12 protein-coding genes and 2 pseudogenes are annotated in these 19,865 nt (G+C 60.9%); 4 read left to right on the plus strand and 10 right to left on the minus strand.

Going from position 1 to position 19,865, the window contains the following annotated elements; all coding sequences use genetic code 11:
• Position 1: 1 nt before the first annotated feature.
• Positions 2 to 1,648, plus strand: coding sequence for a cyclic peptide export ABC transporter (locus PSH91_RS16025; protein ID WP_305466162.1), 1,647 nt, complete (start codon positions 2 to 4; stop codon positions 1,646 to 1,648).
• A gap of 628 nt (positions 1,649 to 2,276) precedes the next feature.
• Here the strand turns inward: PSH91_RS16025 and fhuF are convergent.
• Positions 2,277 to 2,960 (minus strand): siderophore-iron reductase FhuF, encoded by a 684-nt coding sequence (gene fhuF, locus PSH91_RS16030; RefSeq protein ID WP_080962943.1) that lies wholly within the window; start codon positions 2,958 to 2,960, stop codon positions 2,277 to 2,279.
• 199 nt (positions 2,961 to 3,159) lie between these two features.
• Here fhuF and PSH91_RS16035 point away from each other — a divergent pair, with 199 nt between their 5' ends.
• Positions 3,160 to 4,863, plus strand: a complete 1,704-nt coding sequence (locus PSH91_RS16035) for an ABC transporter ATP-binding protein/permease (RefSeq protein WP_107322730.1) — start codon at positions 3,160 to 3,162, stop codon at positions 4,861 to 4,863.
• An 11-nt stretch (positions 4,864 to 4,874) separates the two neighbouring features.
• On the opposite strand, the gene fabF is transcribed toward PSH91_RS16035, so the two are convergent.
• The 3 genes from fabF to PSH91_RS16050 are packed head-to-tail and all read right to left on the minus strand — an operon-like array spanning position 4,875 to position 10,407.
• Positions 4,875 to 6,164 (minus strand): beta-ketoacyl-ACP synthase II, encoded by a 1,290-nt coding sequence (gene fabF, locus PSH91_RS16040; protein WP_305466163.1) that lies wholly within the window; start codon positions 6,162 to 6,164, stop codon positions 4,875 to 4,877.
• A gap of 56 nt (positions 6,165 to 6,220) precedes the next feature.
• Positions 6,221 to 9,301, minus strand: coding sequence for an efflux RND transporter permease subunit (locus PSH91_RS16045; RefSeq protein ID WP_305466165.1), 3,081 nt, complete (start codon positions 9,299 to 9,301; stop codon positions 6,221 to 6,223).
• A complete protein-coding gene (locus PSH91_RS16050; RefSeq protein WP_305466166.1) occupies positions 9,298 to 10,407 on the minus strand; it encodes an efflux RND transporter periplasmic adaptor subunit in 1,110 nt (369 codons plus the stop codon). The genes PSH91_RS16045 and PSH91_RS16050 overlap by 4 nt, the downstream gene beginning before the upstream one ends.
• A 222-nt stretch (positions 10,408 to 10,629) precedes the next feature.
• On the opposite strand from PSH91_RS16050, the gene PSH91_RS16055 reads away from it, so the two are divergent.
• Positions 10,630 to 12,090 (plus strand): efflux transporter outer membrane subunit, encoded by a 1,461-nt coding sequence (locus PSH91_RS16055; protein ID WP_305466167.1) that lies wholly within the window; start codon positions 10,630 to 10,632, stop codon positions 12,088 to 12,090.
• Positions 12,091 to 12,159: 69 nt separating this feature from the next.
• A complete protein-coding gene (locus tag PSH91_RS16060; protein WP_047230133.1) occupies positions 12,160 to 12,945 on the plus strand; it encodes an SDR family oxidoreductase in 786 nt (261 codons plus the stop codon).
• Positions 12,946 to 13,047: 102 nt separating this feature from the next.
• Here PSH91_RS16060 and PSH91_RS16065 read toward each other — a convergent pair whose 3' ends face one another.
• The 6 genes and pseudogenes from PSH91_RS16065 to PSH91_RS26795 form a co-directional block, all read right to left on the minus strand.
• Complete coding sequence (locus PSH91_RS16065) at positions 13,048 to 14,319, minus strand: OmpP1/FadL family transporter (protein WP_305466169.1); 1,272 nt, start codon at positions 14,317 to 14,319, stop codon at positions 13,048 to 13,050.
• Positions 14,320 to 14,369: 50 nt separating this feature from the next.
• Positions 14,370 to 15,149 (minus strand): thioesterase family protein, encoded by a 780-nt coding sequence (locus PSH91_RS16070; RefSeq protein WP_305466171.1) that lies wholly within the window; start codon positions 15,147 to 15,149, stop codon positions 14,370 to 14,372.
• Between the two features lie 280 nt (positions 15,150 to 15,429).
• Complete coding sequence (locus PSH91_RS16075) at positions 15,430 to 16,044, minus strand: TetR/AcrR family transcriptional regulator (protein WP_047230136.1); 615 nt, start codon at positions 16,042 to 16,044, stop codon at positions 15,430 to 15,432.
• Positions 16,045 to 16,228: 184 nt separating this feature from the next.
• Entirely contained in the window at positions 16,229 to 17,113 is an 885-nt protein-coding gene (locus PSH91_RS26785; protein WP_370695200.1) for a sensor histidine kinase, read from the minus strand.
• Positions 17,087 to 17,692, minus strand: a pseudogene (locus PSH91_RS26790) (response regulator); the annotation flags it as partial. The gene PSH91_RS26785 and the pseudogene PSH91_RS26790, both read right to left, overlap by 27 nt.
• Positions 17,684 to 19,864, minus strand: a pseudogene (locus tag PSH91_RS26795) (sensor histidine kinase); the annotation flags it as partial. The pseudogenes PSH91_RS26790 and PSH91_RS26795, both read right to left, overlap by 9 nt.
• Between the last annotated feature and the right edge of the window lies 1 nt (position 19,865).

Below are 19,865 nucleotides of genomic sequence, written 5' to 3' on the forward strand. Positions count from 1 at the left end.
AATGGATCTGTTGTTACTCATGGCTAAACGCTCCTGGCGCGCACTGCTGGTGGCGACCCTGACGGGGTTGATCTGCGGCCTCGCGGCTGCCGGCCTGATCGCCAACATCAACCACAGCCTGGAGGTGTTCGACAAGCTGCGCCCGGTGGATGGCCTGCTCTTCGCCGGCCTGGTGGTGTTGGTCGCGGTGTCGCGGATCATCTCCGACATCAGCCTGTTGCGACTGGGCCAGGCTGCGGTCAACGACATGCGCCTGCACCTGAGCGCCAAGCTGATCGACACGCCCTACGCGCAATTGCAGCGCCTGGGCAAGCATCGCCTGCTGGCGATGCTCACCGACGATACGCAGACCATCAGCCAGGCGGTGGAGTTGGTGCCGATCCTGCTGGTCAACGTCGGGATCATCGCCGCGTGCCTCGGCTACCTGGGTTGGCTCAGCATGCCATTGCTCGGCCTGACGCTGCTGCTGATCGTCCTGGGCAGCCTGAGCTTTCACTGGCCGCAACGTCGGGCGCTGACCTCGATCTCCCGTGCTCGCGAGCTCAAGGACCAGTTGTTCAATCAGTACCGCCTGCTCACCGATGGCAGCAAGGAACTGCAACTCAACCATCCGCGCCGGCAGCACTTCTTCACCCGCCTGCTGATACCGGTGAGCCAGCAATACCGCCGCGATTTTGTACGGGGCATGAGCATCTACGCCCTGGTCCTGAACTGGGGCAATGCGGTGTTCTACATGCTGATCGGTGTGGTGCTGTTCGCCGCGCCGCATTTCATCGACCTGAGCGCGAGCCTGGTCACCGGCTATATCCTGGCGATCCTCTACATGATCACGCCGTTGTCGGAGCTGATGCACGCCTTGCCGACCCTCGGTCGGGCCAGCGTGGCCCTGAACAAGATCCGCGCCCTGGAAGGCGAGATGCAAACCGCCGACGAAACCGTCGAGACGATCTCGCCGACCCAGGTTCGCAGCCTGGTGTGCCGCCAGGTCACCCACACTTACTACCGCGAGCGCGAGGACGGTCATTTCACCCTGGGGCCCATCGACCTCACCCTCAATGCCGGCGAAGTGGTGTTCATCACCGGCGGCAACGGCAGCGGCAAGACCACCCTGGCGCTGTTGCTGACAGGGCTGTACCGGCCGGAAAGCGGCGACGTCATGCTCGACGAACAAGTGTCCTCGAGCAATGACAATCACCATTACCGACAGCACTTCTCAGCGATCTTCACCGACTTCTGCCTGTTCGAAAACCTGTTCGATGGCGACGATCCGCACCTGGTGAAACAGGCACAGGACTACCTGGTGCACCTGCAGCTGGACCACAAGGTGCAAATCGAGGACGGCAAACTGACGACGCTGGCGTTGTCCACCGGGCAACGCAAGCGCCTGGCGCTGCTCAGTGCGTACCTGGATGATCGCCCCTGCTACCTGTTCGACGAATGGGCGGCCGACCAGGACCCGGTGTTCAAGCACTTCTTCTACACCCGGATCCTGCCGGACCTGCGCGAACGCGGCAAACTACTGATCGTCATCTCCCACGACGACGCCTACTTCGGCCTGGCCGACCGGCTAATCCGCATCGAACATGGCAAGCTCAGTGAAGTCACCGTCGAGGCCGACGCGCCGTCCGTGGCGCAAATGCTGTCTTGAGGAACCCTGAACACTGTGGGTAATGCTGTTCACTTAGGAAAAACGGCGCTTGTTTCAGAAATGAAAAGCGCCGTTTTTTTGTTTTTTTGAAAAATCTACTCGCCTTTTTCCAGACGGGTAGTGTGCATATCCGTTGCTGCGGTAGCAGCTGCTTAGGGTTCCGCCCTGACGGCGGGTCACTTTCGAAAAGCGCGAAAGTAACCAAAGCGCTTTTGCCCCACCTCTTGGCACCTCGCTTAGGCTCGGTGTGCCCTCACTCCGGCATTGCTCCGTGGGCCGCCGCGAAGGGCCATCCATGGCCCAGCGCGGCTATCCCGGCATCCATGCCGGGATGCCCACTCCACAATACCTGCGTTCGGCCAGCGTGGTTAACGGGGCGCCGAGATCAACGTCCACCGCGAGGCGGCCTGATAGCCGACCTGGTTCTTAGTGAGTCCGCGTTTCTCCTGTGGGAGCGGGCTTGCTCGCGAAAAGGTCGGACCATTCAGCATCTTCAACGACTGTGACATCGCCTTCGCAAGCAGGCTCCCACAGTCAGATCGAAGTACAGCGGCCAGAAACAGGTCGGCTATCAGGCCGCCTCGCTTTTGATCTTGATCTTGATGCTGTTCAAAACCTGCGCCCAACCCTACTCATAGATGTAATGCAAATAGCTCACCTGCTCCGCCAGCGGCAGGCGGTGCAGCTTGGGGCAGGATTCGCAGAGCACCGGCGGTTGGCCTTCGACCGGCTCGTGCAGTTGGTAATGCAGGCAACAATGCCGGCGCAATGGCAAGCACGGGCAAATCTGCGGCGCCGGTGATTCGACCATGCGTTGCAGGCCTCGCAGCTTCAAGCGTCCGTTGTTCACCGTGACCTGTTCCAGCCACTGGTGCGCCTCGGCAAAACCGTCTTTGGACAGGTCAGGGTCCATCCTGGCAAAGGCACCGTCCCAGATAGCAACGAAGTTGCCCCACAATATTTTCGGGGCCAGGCCACCGGCGGTGGCCAATGTGCTGAACAGCGGCGCCAGGTGCTCGTGGATCAACCGCGACCAGTACACCGCACGGCCGTCCGCGTCCAAGGCTGACAGTCCGGCGGCCAGGCCCAGCGCCGCAGGTTGGCCGTCGTCGTGCAACAGCAATGCGTCCTCGCCCCAGAACTCGATCGCGCAGCGACGCGTCAGCACACAGGCCAGGGTGGCCGGCAGGACGATACTCATGTAGTTCATCGACCACTGCGAAACCACGGCGGCGCGGTTCACCCCTGGGTAACGCAAGGCAAACCGGGCCAGCAAGGGTTGCAGTACGCCAGGGTCGGCAAGCTGGCTCAACGCGATGGCAGGCTGATCACCAGGTTCCTGCCGAATGACCCGCTGTATCGGCGGCCAGGCCTGGTTAAGCCATTCTGGAAATTCGATAACGGGGCTCCCGTGGCTTTCCCTAATTAATGCAAACGATTAGCATTGGCTGATCCTATCCTCCCTCCCCTGCAAACTCAACGTCGTTAGCGACCAGGCTCACCAAGACCACATGCACACACTCCGCAATTTCTGGCGTCTCGCGCGGCCTTTCTGGGCATCCGAGGAAAAGTACCCGGCCCTGTTGCTGCTGTTGGCCACCGTGCTGATGACCCTGTGCCTGGTCGGGGTCAACATCCTCACCAACTTCTGGAACCTGCATTTCTATAATGCCTTGCAGGCCCTGGACTACCACGGTTTCCTGATCGGCAGCCTGCAGTTCATCCTGCTGCAGATCGGCACGGCCGCCTTCACCGTGGGCGCGTTCCACTTCCAGCAGAAGCTGACCATCCGCTGGCGGCGCTGGGCGACCCGCAACATGCTTGATCAATGGCTGGACAGCCAGCGCTACCAGAAGCTGAAGCTGACAGAAACCGAGGTCGACAACCCCGATCAGCGGATCGCCGAAGACATCGACCTGTTCATCGTCAAGTCGCTCAAATTGAGCCTGGGCCTGTTGACTTCGGTGGTGTCGCTGTTTTCCTTCCTGCATATCCTCTGGCAGGCCTCAAGCCTGGTCAGCGTGCCGTTCAACGACCAGTCCATCATCATTCCGGGACTGCTGGTGTGGATCGCCCTGGTGTATGCGCTCCTGGGCACCGGCCTGGCCTTCTGGCTGGGACGCGCGCTGCCCAGCCTGAATTTCATGCAGCAGCGACGTGAAGCGGATTTTCGTTTCTCGCTCATCCGCCTGCGGGAGAACGCTGACTCGGTAGCGCAATACCGCGGCGAAGTCGTAGAGAACGAACGCTTCAACCACCGCCTGGAGGCGGCGCTGGAAAACTTCTGGGCGCTGGTGAAAAAACAGAAGCTGATCATGGGCTACTCGACCTTCTACTTGCGCAGCGCGACGGTCATCCCGATGTTCATCATGGCGCCACAGTTCTTTGCCGGCGCCTTTCCCCTCGGCCGCCTGACACAGATAAGCGCGGCCTTCGGCGAAGTGCACGCCGCCATCGCCTACCTGGTGAGCGTGTTCCCGGAGCTGTCGGAATGGAAGTCGGTGATTGACCGCTTGATCGGCTTCCAGGAGCGCCTGGATAACGTTGAGGTCAAGTCCCAGGTCAGGCTCGAACAACAGGCCCACGGTCTCGATATCAAGGACCTGGACATCTGGCTGCCGAACGGCCGGCCGTTGTTCAAAGACTTCAATCTGTCGCTCAAGCCCGGTGACAGCCTGATGATCCGCGCGCCGTCCGGCTACGGCAAATCAACGCTGATCCGCACGATTACCGGGCTTTGGCATCACGCTCGCGGCTCAAGCTGTTATGACCGGGAGCGTGCCCTGACGCTTGCGCAGAAACCCTACCTGCCGTTGGGCAGTCTGCGTGAAGCGCTGTGGTACCCCAACCCACCCCGTCGCGAAGAAGATGCCGCGCTGCGCCAGGCCATGGAGCAAGTTGGCCTGCAGCACCTGAGCGATCTGTTGGAGCAAGAGCGGGACTGGGCGCAGACCCTCAGCGTCGGCGAACAGCAACGCTGTGCGTTCGTCAGGGCCTTGCTGGCCCGCCCGACGGTGCTGTTCCTCGACGAGAGCAGTTCGGCACTGGATTCAACCAACGAGGCGCGCTGCTATCAACTGCTCAAAGAGACGCTGCCAGAAACGATCCTGATCAGCGTCGGCCACAATGCTTCGCTTGAGCGCTTCCATTGGCAAGTCCTGGAGCTGCAAAGCGAAGCACGGTGGGTGCATCGGAAGGTGAAGCAACCGGTGTGAGTTCGTCGTCTCTATTTAGCACCCCAACGACGAAACAGGACGCTGGCGTTAACGCCGCCGAACCCGAATCCATTTGAGAGCGCATGGGTGATCGACATCTTCCGGGCATTCAGGGCGACCAGATCGAGCCCTTCTGCAGCTTCATCGGGATGAAGCAGGTTCAGCGTCGGCGGTACGACCTGATCACGCAGCGCGAGCACGGTGAAGATCGCTTCAATGCCCCCCGCCGCCCCCAGAAGGTGCCCGGTGGCGGACTTGGTCGAGGTGATAGCCACGCCAGAGTCAGCCCCGAACACCGAGCGAATCGCTGCCAACTCCCCGTTATCGCCCACCTGTGTGGAGGTCGCGTGGGCATTGATATGCTGCACGTCCGCAGGGCTGACCCCCGCCTGGCGCAGAGCCTGCTGCATGGCGCGCCGTGCGCCGCTGCCGTCTTCCGGGCCTGCGGTCAGGTGATAGGCATCGGCGCTGGTGCCATAGCCGACCAGTTCGGCCAGGGGCTTGGCACCTCGAGCCAAGGCATGCTCCAGCGACTCGATCACCAGCAGCCCGGCCCCTTCGGCCATGACGAAACCGTCACGATCGCGATCAAAGGGACGCGAGGCCTCCTGAGGGTGCTCGGCAAAGCCCGTGGACAGTGCGCGGGCGGCGGCAAAACAGCCCAGGGTCACACGGTCTATCGCCGCTTCGGTACCGCCACATATAGCGATATCCGCCTCACCGCTTCTGATGAGCCTGGCCGCATCTCCAATGGCTTGCACCCCGGCGGCACAAGCCGTTACAGGCGCACCGAGAGGCCCCTTGAGCGCATGCCGGATGGAAACGTGCCCGGCCGCCATGTTGGCGAGAAAGGCCGGCGCGGTGAATGGCGACAAGCGGCGCGGCCCACGCGCATCGGTGGTGCGTACAGCGTCGGCAATTGCGCCAAAGCCACCGACGCCCGATGAAATGATCGTCGCGGTGCGTTCCTGGTCTGAGGCTTGCGTCGGATGCCAGCCTGCCTGCGCCAGGGCTTCATCGGCAGCGACCAGGGCGAACTCGATGAAACGGTCCATCTTCTTGCGATCCTTGACCGAGATGAAGCGCTCGGGGTCATACCCCGCAACGGCATCCTCTTGCAGAGACGGCACCTGGCCGCCCACCGCAACGCCGGTACCCTCGGTGATATCGCCAGACAGGTTACGGATACCGGAACGTCCCGCCAGCAACCTCTGCCAGACTGCTTCCACTGCACAACCCAGGGGGCTGACAATGCCCATGCCTGTGACGACGATTCGCTTTTGACCTTCGGCAGTCATCATAAAAACCTCTTCATTTCTCAGTCGACATCCACTGACAACAGCATGCGTCTGCTGACTTACGCCAGCCTCGCTGTTTCAGTTTGGACCTGTTTGTCAGGATGGATCTTGAACCAGATGGAATACATCGCCGGCAGAAACACCAGCGTCATGATGGTGCCGACGAAGGTCCCTCCGATCAGCGTGTAGGCCAGCGTCCCCCAGAAGACAGAATGCGTCAGGGGGATGAATGCCAGGATGGCCGCCAGCGCCGTCAGCAGCACCGGCCGGGCCCGTTGCACGGTGGCCTCGATCACCGCGTGGAACGGGTCCAGCCCTTCTTGCGCGTTGTGGTGGATTTGCCCAATCAAAATCAGCGTATTGCGCATCAAAATGCCCGAGAGCGCGATCAGCCCGACCAGGGCGTTGATTCCAAACGGCTGCTGGAAGATCAGCAAGGTCGGCACCACGCCAATCAATCCCAGCGGCGCGGTGAAGAACACCATGACCATCGCCGAGATCGAGCGTACCTGGAGGATGATGATCAGCAGCGTCAGGGCAACCATGATCGGCAGCAGCGGCACGATCGCCTGGCCGGCCTTGCCCGACTCCTCGATGGCCCCCGCCTGCTCGATCCGGTACCCGTCAGGAAGGGTGTCCATGATCGGCTGCAGTTGTTTGAGGATTGCGCTCGAGACGTCCGGTGGCTGCAAGCCTTCGGCAATGTCGCCGCGCACGGTAATGGTCGGCGTGCGATCACGCCGCCGCAGGATTGGGTCCTCCATGCGCACATCCACCTCGCCGACCTGGGACAGCGGAATACGCTGTCCCGCAGCGCCCACCAGGGTAAAACCTTCGATCTTGGCGGGATCGAGTCGAATATCGCCGGCAGCGCGACCAACTACTTGCACCGAACGGATGTCCTCGCGAACCGCCGTAATCGGCACCCCCGTGAGCAGGAACTGCAACTGCTGGGCGACGGCATTCGAGGTCAGGCCCACCGCCTGCAAACGATCTTGATCCAGGCTGAAATGCAGCGTCGGCGTCAGTGGCCCCCAGTCGGTATTGACGGTCCGCATCATCGGGCTCGCTTGCATGACGTCCTGTACCCGACCGGCGATCTCGCGCAACGTTGACGGATCGGGGCCCATCACCCGGTAAGCCACGGGGAATGGCGAATACGGACCAAACACCAGTTGAGTCACTCGCACCCGCGCCTGCGGGGCAAGCCCTTCGGCGACCGCTTCGCGAAGACGGAACTTGAGGGTTTCACGGGCCTCCTGGCTGCTCGTCAGCACCACAATCTTGGCGAAGGACGGGTCAGGGAGTTCCGGCGCCATCGCCAGGTAGAAGCGTGGCGCACCTTGACCGATATAGGCGGTGACGATTTTCGCCTCATCCTGCTTTTGCAACCAGGCCTCGACCTTGGCCGTGGCGGCGCTGGTCTGCTCGATGGAGGTTCCATAGGGCATCTGCACCTCGACCATCACCTCGGGACGGTCTGAGGTCGGGAAGAATTGCTTCTTGACCAGGCCCATGCCGAGAATCGCCACGACAAATGTCGCGACCACGGTGCCGGCCACCCACCATTTGCGCGCGATGACGCGGGTCAGGAGCTGGCGAAAGCGATTGTAATGACGCGTGTTGTAGATAGCCGCGTGACCGCCCTCGACCGGCTTGATATCCGGCAATAGCTTCACCCCAAGATAAGGGGTAAAAGCCACCGCGACGACCCAGGAGGCGATCAGGGCGATGCCGACGATCCAGAACATGTTGCTGGTGTATTCGCCGGCGGTCGATTGCGCAAAGCCGTTGGGCATGAAGCCAATCGCCGTCACCAGGGTACCGGACAGCATCGGCGCGGCGGTGTGGCTCCAGGCATACGCGGACGCTTTGATCCGGTCGTAGCCCTCCTCCATCTTTACCACCATCATTTCGATCGCGATGATCGCGTCGTCCACCAACAGCCCAAGCGCCAGGATCAGCGAACCCAGGGTAATCCGGTCGAAGTTCTTTCCGGTGGCCGCCATCACCACAAACACTATCGCCAGCGTCAACGGTACGGCGGCTGCGACCACAACGCCTACACGCCAGCCCATGCTGAGAAAGCAAACGAGCATGACAACCAGTAGCGCGACAAAAAACTTGACCATGAACTCACCGACGGCCGAGTCGATGTTCACGGCTTGATCGGTGACCTTGGTCAACGTCATGCCCAGTGGCATGCCTTCATTGATCTTGGTTGTCTCGGCGTCCAGTGCCTTGCCCAGGTCCAGGCCGTTCCAGCCCTCGCGCATTATGATCCCCAGCAGCAGCGCCTCTTCGCCGTTATTGCGAACCAGGAAAGTGGCCGGATCTTCATATCCGCGCTCGACTGTCGCGACGTCCGAGAGCTTCAGCGTGCGCCCCTGGATCGCAAGCGGTGTATCGCGAATTTTCGCCAATTTATCGAAGGCACCGTCCACCCGCAGGACGACTTGCGGCCCTTTGGTTTCGATCGAGCCAGCAGGCGTGAGCAGATTCTGGCTGTTCAGCGCGGCGAAGATATCCTGGGGCGAGACGCCTAAGGTCGCCAGTCGATCATGGGAGAACGACACAAAGATTCGCTCGGGCTGCTCACCGATGATGTTGACCTTCTTCACGCCCGCCACATGCAACAGGCGCTGGCGCAACGCTTCGGCATCTCGCACCAGCAGGCGCTGCGGTTCGCCTTTGGCCTTCAGGGCGAACAGCGCGAAGGTAACGTCCGAATACTCGTCATTGACCATCGGCCCAATGACGCCCGCCGGCAGCCGAGTGGCCTCATCGTCGAGTTTCTTGCGCGCCTGATAGAACTCCTCCTGCACTTGCGAGGGTGGCGTGCGATCGACCAGCGAGACCATGGTGAAAGCCAGACCTGGACGGGTGTAGGTTTCCGTGCGGTCGTACCATTTCAGTTCTTGCAGGCGCTTTTCCAGCGGCTCGGCGACTTGGTCCTGCATCTCCTGGGCAGTCGCACCCGGCCATGCAGTGATGACGGTCAACTGCTTGACCGTAAACGGCGGGTCCTCGGCACGCCCCAACTGGAAGAACGCCAAGGTACCCGCGACGGCAATCAGAAAGATCAGGAACACGGTAATGGAGCGCTCGCGAACGGCGAGTGCCGATAAATTGAGACTCATTGACGGCCCCCGGCAACCTTCACGTCACCCTGTGGGCTCAGTCGCACTTCCTCGCCATCGCGCAGTAGATGCGCGCCCAGCGCGACAATGCGCTCGCCAACCTTGAGCTCACCTGCAACTCGGGCAGCGTCGTCACTCAAGCCCAGGACCTGAACAGGCCGCCAGCTGACTTTCGCCGGTTCGCCGGCAATGACCCACACACCGGTTCCCTTGCCCGGGTCATAGAGGGCAGCGATCGGAACTTGCAGGACCGGCCCTTGCGCGGCGTCTTCGGCGATCCGAAGGGTGACGGTCGAACCCAGCGGCGCATTGGCGAGCCCGCCCGCCAATACATACCGCGCCTCAAAGGTGCGTGTCACAGGGTCAGCCGAATCCGACAGCAGCCTCAGCTTGGCAGTGACAGCAGCCGAGGTGTTGCCGTAAAGCGTCGCCTGCGCGGTGGACCCTGCGGCCGGACGCAAGGTTTCTGGCAATTGCACGATGGCTTCGCGCTGACCGGCCCGTGCCAGTCGAACCACCGGCTGCCCAGGGCTGACCACCTGCCCGGGTTCGGCGAGCGTCTCCATGACAACGCCATCGGCGTCTGCCAGCAGTACGGCATAGCCCGACGCATTCCGGGCCACGTCAGCCTGAGCTTGCGCGGCGCTGAGTTGTGCTTTCGCGGTATCGGCTGCGGCTTTGATCTGATCGTAGCCCGATGCGGAAATGGCGCCCGCGGCCACCAGCTCACGATAACGAGCCTCGTCATCTGCGGTCTGTTTGGCTCGGGCTTTGGCGGCAGCGACAGCTTCTTGCTGCGCTCGTGCTTGCAAGCCTAAGTCGATGGGATCCAGACGCATGAGCGGCTGACCACGCTTGACGGTCTGCCCGGTATCGACCAGACGCTCAAGCACTTTGCCCGACACTCGGAAACCCAAGTCACTCTGGACGCGAGCCGCCACGACTCCGGTGAATGAACGCCAGAGGCCGGACGAATCCTGAACTTCAGAGACCCTCACCAAAGGAGCGAGCGTGCGCGGATCTTGGACGGTGGAAGAGTCGCCACACGCCGTCAGGACGAGAGGCAACAAGCAAGCGGCAAGGGTGACAGGTCGAAGCCGGCGCATAGATTCCCTACTTGAAGAATAGAAACAGGTGTCACATTCTCTGGCGCGTGACCATTACTGTCAATGGTCACAACTATTGCGGCCAGAGACTAAATTACAATTCTCTCAACACTTATTGCGACTATAGCCACCAGCGAGAGCACCCACCCATGAGGAGTTCATTGACAGAAAGTGACCAATATATAATATGGTCACACATCAATCTCCACTTCAGGAATCTCCATGTCGCCACTCCACCCCGCTGCTCTGATACTGGGTGCCAGCTTGATGGCAGGCTGCGCCGTTGGTCCGGACTATCACCGTCCGGACACTGCGCTATCGGACCGTTTCCTCGGTCAGCCCTCTGTCGAACAGCGGCCCGCGACGATGCCGGCCAGTCTCGTAGCTTGGTGGGAAGGCTTTGATGACCCAGCGCTGACCGAATTCGTCGCCAAGGCACTTGAGCAGAACCTGGACCTGGCGCAGGCCTCGGCGCGCGTCGCGCAGGCGCGGGCCGGCCTGGGTGCGGCCAATGCTGCTTTGCTGCCCTCGGGCAATATCAGCGGCCAGGCCGCGCGAGCCTATCAGTCAGTCGAAACCCCACTCGGCCAGGTGCTGAATTCAACGCCTGGCTATGATCGGTATGGAAGCGCTTACGAACTCAACCTCGGGGCCAGCTGGGAGGTCGATTTGTTTGGCAGCCTGCGCCGGTCACGCGAGGCCGCCCTGGCCGAATACCAGGCGTCCGCAGCGGGCGCCACGGCCACCCGCCTGGCCGTCGCTGCGCAGACCGCCGACATCTACATCACTGTCCGCGGATTGCAGACCCGTTTGGGCATTGCGAACCAACAGGTCAAAACACAACAGGAACTGCTGGAGAAGGTCCAACTGCTCTACAGCAAGGGCCTCGCCGCCAGCTATCAGGTTCGCCAGACCGAGGGCGCCTTGGCACAGGTCCAAGCGACAGTGCCGGTCCTGCAAATTGGCCTGGATGCTGCGATGAACGCACTGGACATCATGCTTGGCACGCCGCCCGGCACGCATCGCACACAACTGGCCAATGCGCGGAGCATTCCTCTGGCACCCCAGATAACCGCCATGGGAACGCCTGCCGATCTGCTGCGCCGCCGGCCCGATCTCATCGTGGCCGAGCGCCGTCTAGCGGCCTCCAATGCACGCATCGCAGAGGCCGTTGCTGAGTACTATCCAAAATTCTCCCTCAGCGCGCTGCTCGGTAGCGCCACCGCCGTATCCGCCGGCAACCTTTTTACCGGCGGCGCCAGCCAGTCGGCGGGTGTATTGGGACTGCGCTGGAGGCTCTTCGACTTTGGCCGTATCAACGCACAGATCGATCAAGCCAAGGGGCAGGAAGCCGAGGCCCTGGCCGCTTATCGCCAGTCCGCGCTGCGCGCCAGCGAGGATGTCGAGAACGCGTTCTCCTCGTTGGTCAATCGCGAAGCCCAGGCAACCACCCTCACCGCAGCAGAGACAGCTCTGACTCAGGCTCGTCAATCCTCGTTCATTGCCTATGAGAAAGGCACCGCCAGTCTCATCGACGTCCTGCAAGCCGACGAAACACTGCTGCGAACTTCCGATGCCCGAGCGCAAGCGCGAACCGAATCGGCACGAGCGGCGGTCGCCGCGTTCAGGGCACTGGGTGGTGGCTGGCAGCCTTCTCACGCCGAGCCTGTGGCAAGTCGATGACGTAACCAGGTGAAGTGGCACCACCTGCGCGCCCTCCTCCTTCAGCTAAAACCAGCAGAGAACAGCAATATGAAAACGAACGATAACTCTTGGGTGCTCATCACGGGCGCGTCGAGCGGATTTGGCGAGGAGTTTGCCCGGCAGTACGCAGCACAAGGGAAATCGCTGGTCCTGGTAGCACGCCGCTTGGATAAACTTCAGGCGCTGTCGGCGCAGTTGCGCGAACGCTTCGGCGTTGAGGTGCTCGTCGAGCAAGTCGACCTGTCCTCGATTCCGGCGATCATCGAACTGTATCAGCGACTGAGCGAGCGCGGTGTCGTGATCGATGTGCTCATCAACAATGCCGGTCATGGCTTGCAAGGGCCCTTTCTGGATCAATCCGTAGAACAATCCCTGGCCATGATCGATTTGGACATCGCCAGCCTGACAGCCCTGACGCGCCTCTTCGCGACTGACATGCGGGCCCGAAAACGCGGACATATCCTGATGGTTGCCAGCCTGCTGGCCTTCCAGGGCGTGAAGAATTTCGCCGTTTACTCTGCCGCAAAGGCCTATGTGCTTCGTTTCTCTGACGCGCTTCATCGTGAACTCAAAACCGACGGCGTCGTCGTGACCGCACTTTGCCCCGGGATGTCGGACACCGGATTTGCACAAAGCGCCAGGCAAAAGCTCACACCGGCCCTGAAAATGGTGATGATGCAGCCCCAGCCCGTTGTCGCTGCGGGAATCCGTGCGCTGCAAGCCGGACGCATGAGTGTCGTGCCAGGCTTTGGCAACAAAGCGATTACGGTCTTGACCTGGGCCACGCCTCGCCGGTTTCACCAAGGCATCATGGCGCACGTCATGGGCGTCTGAGTGGGCGATGTGAAGGCCTTCCCGAAGGGAAAGGAATGCCTACAAAAAGGCCGGAAGCAACCTGTGCTCCCGGCCTTTTCGTTATCGTAAAGCGGCAATCAATCAGAAGCGATAGCTGACAGAGGCACCGAGGCCGCTGGCACTGTTCTTATACGTGGAGCTGTAGGCGCCCCGGGTCGCTGAGGTGTGATTGACCTGCACGCTCTCTTCCCACAGATAAGAATAGGCAACGTCGATCGTGACATCGTCCACCGGCGTCCAGCCTGCACCGAAGCTGATCACCGTCCGGTCGCCCGTAGGAATACGTGGCCCGCGGTCGGTGTTGTTGGCGGGCGACTGGTCGACCGACAAGCCTGCGCGAAGCACCCACTGGTTGTTCAACCGGTACGCCGTACCGATGGCGTGGGCCCACGTGTCATGCCAGTTCTGCTCTTCGGCAACGGTGCCCAGCGAGCCACTGAGCAAAGGAGGCAAACCCGAGTTCTGGATGACCAGTTCCTTGAAGCGACTCCAGCGTGTCCAGGTGGTCCCTGCATAAAGCGTCCAGTCATCGTTGAGCTGATGAGTCACCGAGAAGTCCACCGACTCCGGTGTATCCACATCCAGCGAAGCGTCATAGCTCTGGCCGCTGACGCCCAGCAAGCTGAAGACTCCACCAGTAACCTTAGTCTTGGCGTCCAAGTGGTAACTGACTTTGGAGTGGTACGTCAGACCTAAGCGGGTTCGGTCAGTAGCTTGCACCAGGATCCCCGCGTTGAAACCCAGGGCCGTGTCGTCGCCGGTGCTTTTGAGTTTTCCATCATTGCGCCCAGGGCTGAGTGGATTGGGCACCATCCCGGACAACTCACCGCTGATACGGTTGATGGTAGGACCGAACCCGATCGACACTTTGTCGTTAAAGGCATAGCTGATAGTGGGCTGGAACGTGAGGGTCGTGACCTCGCTTTTGTTGGCGTAATAACGCCCGGCGAAACCGCTGCCATAGTCGGTAATCAGGCCGAAAGGAACATAAAAACCAATACCGAACGCCCAGTGCTCATCAATGGGTTTGACGTAGTAACCCATCGGCACCGTGGTCGCTGGCACCATATCGCCGTCCTGCTGGCCACCGAAGGTGCTGCGAGTCTGGCTGATGTCGGACTTGGCGAAAAGCGTCGCCGCCCCCAGACTGACCTGCTCCCTCTTCAAGCGAGACATGCCCGCCGGATTGCCAAAAACGGTGCTCGCATCTTCAGCAGAAGACGAGCGACCGGCAAACCCGGATCCCATCCCACTGATGCTTTGCTCATTGAGCGCGAAACCGCTCGCCAGCACATGAGAAGTGGCGAGCGCAACAGCGAGACCTAGCGGGGTCTTGAGCCATATTTTTTTCATTATTAGAACTCTTACAGCAGTAGCTGAGGTGAATGAAGCGGGTGGTTGTGTTATGTGAAAATTGCCACGGTCTGACGCGCCCAAAGCACTCGTCGACCGCTTTCGTCCCAGATTTCCATATCTTGCAATGAGTAACCTTCCAGAGCCTGCTGGCTGAAAGAACTGATGAGAAACCATTCACCAGCACCGGCCGGCTGCGGTAGATCAATCATCCAGGACGCAGAGCTGATGGCGGCGGGCTCGGTGAAGCAGGTCATGGCGGCCGGCGGCAAACTGTCAGCGAGCGCAACCAAGGCGACGGCGGGGTCCACGCCCTGTGCATCCAGGTGGCGCACCCACATCAACAGTTCGGGATTTTCTGCGCCAGATACTGGCAATGAACCGCCCGCCACGCGCATCTCGAAGTTATGGGCGCAAGCCGGTGCGACGTTGCTATCCAGAACCAGCGTGGGGTATTTGGATGGCCCCTCTACAAGCGGTCTTCCCCAGGAGTTGTGGGTGATTTTGCTCGCGCGCGGCTGAGCGAATAACAGCGTGGTGCGCAGTGCCAGGTCATCGCCCGACATACAGTCGACCGCTACCGAGGTGACTGACCGCCCTTGACGCAACACGCTGGTTTCGAATGTCTGGGCCTGTGTGACAGGGCCAATGAACGACACCTGGGCTGACCTGAACGGCGGAAAATCTGTCGGACACTCACGCAAAACCGCTTGCAGCGACAGCGCCGCAGACAGACCGCCAAAGACCGTGCGCCCCTGCAACCAGTTGGGTGGTGCAATAAAAGGCGAATCCGGATCGAATTGCTGCAGCATCTGGGCAAAGCTGGTCATATCAACGCTCCCCTGAACTGACCGGTCGTGATCCCCACCAAGCAGCACGCAGGCGTCGCCCCCACCCAATCGAAACGGGTGGATGGAATCGGTGAAGACCTAAGCTGAAGGCGGCGCTGGATCATGGCGATCTCTTGAGAACAGATGCGCCATACTTATTCATGTGACCATTTGTGTCAACAGTCACAATTCAGACAAATAGATACCTTCACTCAGAAGGTAAAATCGCAGGGACCACGCGGGAATAGGTTGCAACGGCAATGCAACCCTCAGCCGAAGCTCAGGGCATGAGGCTACGCAGGATGAGATTGGAGGTGAGCGTCGGGGCATCCTCGATGCGATCGAGGTTGTACTGCAATAGCAAAGGATTGACGAAAGGCTGGAGCGCCAGATGTATCGCGTCTACCGTCTCGTCCAGTGGCGTCCTGCGCTCGAACTCACCGAGCTCTCGCCCCTCTCGTACGATCTGCAGAACAAAGTCTTTGATCCGGGCATTATAAACCTGCGAGCTTGGCCAACGCTCCGAGGCCGAGAACGCGGCGATGTCGTAAAGCTTGCGGTCGTTGAAGAACAGGTCCGCGCCCGTGACCATCAGTGTTTTGACCATGCGTCTAAAGCGCTCCGTAGGTGAGAGGCCTTCCACGTTGATGGCCTGCTCCACGGCGGCAACGATTTGCGCCAGACAATTTTTGCAAATGGCTTCGCCGATTGCCTGCTTGGAATCAAAGAACTTGTAGATGTAAGCCTTGGAAAACCCGATGGCCTTGGCCAGGTCGGACACCGTGGTCTTGCCGTAACCGTATTGACTGAAATGCTCATTGGCCGCCGCGACAATCTGGTCTCGGATGTCATGGTCGACTGGGCCACGGACGCTGGGGGATATTGGCTGGTTCATGCGGTCAGCTTACTCACCTCAAAGGCGGTTGACAACTTGTGACCACATTGTAATTAAGTCACATATCTGGCGATTTAGCTGGATAGCCGTTTGCATGTCAGGAGCTGCCATCGGCGCAACTGCCCTGCTGTACTGGGTCTATCTGGGACTCGCTTCCAAATGATTTCCTGACATCTGGTGCTCATCACTGCGTCTGCGGACCATCGAGCGGAACATCAAGGATGAAGGTTGCGCCCTGTCCAGCCCCGTCGCTGTGCACGGTCAAGCTGCCCCCCATTTCCTGCGCGGCCAGCGCGCAGCTGTGCAGGCCGAAACCGTGACCGTCTTTGCGAGTAGTGAAGCCATGGGAAAAGAGCCGCGCCAGATGCTCTGGTGCAATCCCATTGCCGTTGTCGGTCACGGTGATACGCAATGCTGGCCCGTCAGCCAGCAAGGCGCTGAACGTGATGCACGGGCTGCGATCGATCACGCCGTTCATTGCTTGTTTGGCATTGCGGATCAGGTTCACCAGAATCAGCAGCATCCGGTGCCGGTCCAGCGGCAGCAAGGGCAAGTCGGCAATGTCCTTGACCACCGTCACCTCCTGGCGCGCCAGTGATCCAGCACTCATGCGCAAGGCATCATCGATCAACTCCGGGACCGGTACTGTCTCGACGATACTGACGGCAACGGCATAGGACTGCTGGGCAGCGACAATGGTTTTGATGTGGTCAATGCCCTTGGTGAGTTGTCCGAGCTCTTCGATGATGCCCTGTTGCTCTATCGCCACCACCTCCGCCAGCTTGAGCAGGTAGCCGGGCAACATCTTTCCTTTGTGGTCTGTGGTGAGAAAATCGCTCAAGTCATGGACGTGTTCGTTCATCATCTGAGCCACCTTGCCCAGCCCCTGGGCTTTGGAGGTGCGCATCAGGCTGCTGACCAGTTCTGCCGATACGTTCACGCTGTTGAGGACGTTGCCGACGTTGTGCAGCACAGTCGTAGCGATTTCGGCCATGCCCGCCTGACGGGATTTTGCATGCAGTTCGGTTTGCACGTGACTCATGCGGAGCGCCGCGCGCACGCGAGCCATGAGCTCCAGCGGCGAGAAGGGTTTGGCGATATAGTCATCGGCGCCACTCTCCAGCCCGGAGACGCAGGCCTCGCTACCGCCACGGGCGGTCACCAGGATCACCGGTAAATGGGCAAAACCGGCGCTGGCTTTGATTCTGGCTGTCAGGCCAAAGCCATCGAGTTTCGGCATCATCACATCCGAAACGACCACATCGATGGGTCGACGCTGCAGGAGTGCCCAGGCCTGCTCGCCATCAACTGCGGTGGCGACGATGTAATCGTTTTGCAAAAGTTCTCTGAGATAGCTGAGCATTTCCGGGCTGTCGTCGACCACCAGCACTCTGGATCGCAAGGCGTGTTCCGGGTGCTGCTCGTCGCCTGCGCCTTGCGTCACGACTTGGTCGTTGCGACTGCCTTGGTGGCCGTCGTCGAAACGCAAGTGGCGCTGCTCAATAGTGCTTGTTGTGCTCGATGACGATCGCTCCTGCATATTGCTGGCTTCGCTCGGCACGGTGTTTTGCTCGGCCCCCAGCGGAAGTCGAACAAAGAAGCACGAACCCCGTCCAGGCTCGCTGTTCACGCCCACTTCGCCCCCCATCAGTTCGGCCAGATCCTTGACCAGGGCCAGACCGATGCCTGTGCCGCTGTAGTGGCGCGTGGCGGAATTGTCGATCTGGGAAAAACGCTGGAACAGCAACGGCAGTTTGTCAGGCGCAATGCCGATCCCCGAGTCTTGCACCGCGAGTTCAAAACGCTCGCCATCAATCAGCGTCACTGCCAGGTGCACGGTGCCGCCAGCGGACGTGAACTTGATGGCATTGCTCACCAGGTTGAGAAGAATCTTCTCGAAGTGTCGGGGGTCCAGGAACACCGTGCCGAGCGCAGGATCGATGCTGCAGGTCAGGGTGCAGCCTTTGCCCTCGGCCACCATGGCGGCATCCTCGGCCAGCACACCCACCATCTTGTTCAAGTCAATTGGCGCCGGACACACCTCAAACTTGCCCGCTTCGGCTTTGGAGAAATCGAGAATGTCATTCACCCGGTTCATCAAGCGCAGTGCGTTGCGTTGGGCGCGGTCGATTTGCACATGCCAGTCCGCCGGCGGGATGGTCGCCGCCGAGAGCTGCTCCAGGGGGGCGAGAATGAGGGTCAGGGGGGTGCGCAGTTCGTGGCTGACCGTGGCGACGAAATCGCTCTTTGCCTGGTTGGCCGTCTCGGCCTGGTTGCGCGCCTGAATGAGCTCGACGGCCTGCGCCTCCAGCACCTCGGTCTGTTGATGCAGCGTGTCGGTCCGTTCGGCGACCATTCTCTCCAAGGAGGCCTGCACTTGCTGTCGTTCGGCTTCAGCCTCAGCCTCCAGCACCCGGATGCGCAGGGCATTCTCCTGGAACACCCGTACGGCGCGGGTCATGATTCCAATCTCGTCACCGCGTCCGGCACTGGCGATCTCGGCGTTCAGGTCGCCGGCCGCAAGCCTGCGCATGACCGAGGCCAGGGCCACGATGGGCTGTGCGATAAATCGCGACGTGCTCCAGGCGATGGCGCCGGCTAGCAGGATGGCGACGGTACCTGCAATTATCGTCGCAAGCATGCCGCGATCATTGTGGACCAAGGCGTCGGAGCGCGCCTCTCCAGCGAAGCGCGCAACCAACTGGCCGGCGCTGCGAGCCTCGTCGCGAACCTGATCGCGTGCATCGCTCAAAGCGTTGCTTGCCTGATGGAACCTGGCGAATGCCGCCCGGTAGCCGGCAATCTGATCGCTGACCGTCAGAGGCGTAGCCTTGGCTTGCGGCCCCACGGACGAAGGCAGAACGCGCGCGAGACGGGAAAGTTCATCAAGGATGTGGCCGACAGAGCTGGCGACCTCGGCTGACGGTGACAGGCGAAACGACAGGGTCTGCGCCTCCAGGGTGGCAACACGCTCGGCGAAACGCTTGGACAACGCGGCGGCATTGTGCAGCAAGCCGGTGGCTGCCTGAATGTCGCTTGCATCATGAGCAACGCGCCCATCCACCTCACTCAACATTGCCTCGAGGTGCTCGACCACATTCCCGACGACGGCGAGCTGCCGCAACGCCTCGCCTCCCCGCAACTTGGGCGCCTCGCCAAGGTGCTCTACCGTCACGCAGGTAGCAACGACCGCTGTTGCCAACTGGTCCAGGGGCTCTCTCTCCTGCGGCTCCCCCATCACCTCGCGCAATTGCTCGACCACCGGCGGGAGTGCCGCGCAAGCGCTGTGCGCCGCGGCCGCCCCATCACCGGTCACCAGCATCTTGGCCACATTGGCGATGATGATCCGTTCGCCGTTGCGCAGGATATCCAGGATGCGATGGGCGCTTTCAATGTTGCTCACCTGCGCCTGGTGCTCAGCGGTGCGGGCGTCAAGCCCCTTCAGCCCATCGGCGATGCCCTGTTCGACCAGGATCGTCGCCTCTCGCATCCGGCCGTAGTGGGCTGTCATGTTCTCCGTTTCGCCATCCATGGTCAGGGTCGCCGCCCGCAAAGCGGCGATCGCCGCGGCGAGCCTGTCCAGACCGCCCTTGAGCGATTGCGCCTCTGCCACCGCAATGGCGGTAAGGCCGGCAATAGCGGTCGCCACCATGCCTTCGGCTTGGGAGAGGCTTTCCTGGTCGCGGGTGGCGATGAAGTTTTCCACCCGCTCGGTGGCCCCGTTGACCGAGGCCAGAATTTCTGCGGAATGGCTGGCCGAATCCACCGAACGAACCATGCCTCGCAGGCCATAGAGGTTGACTAGCGACACCGCCAGCATC

Origin of the sequence: Pseudomonas sp. FP1154, from assembly GCF_030687245.1 — a bacterium.
Classification (GTDB): Bacteria; Pseudomonadota; Gammaproteobacteria; order Pseudomonadales; family Pseudomonadaceae; genus Aquipseudomonas; species Aquipseudomonas rhizophila.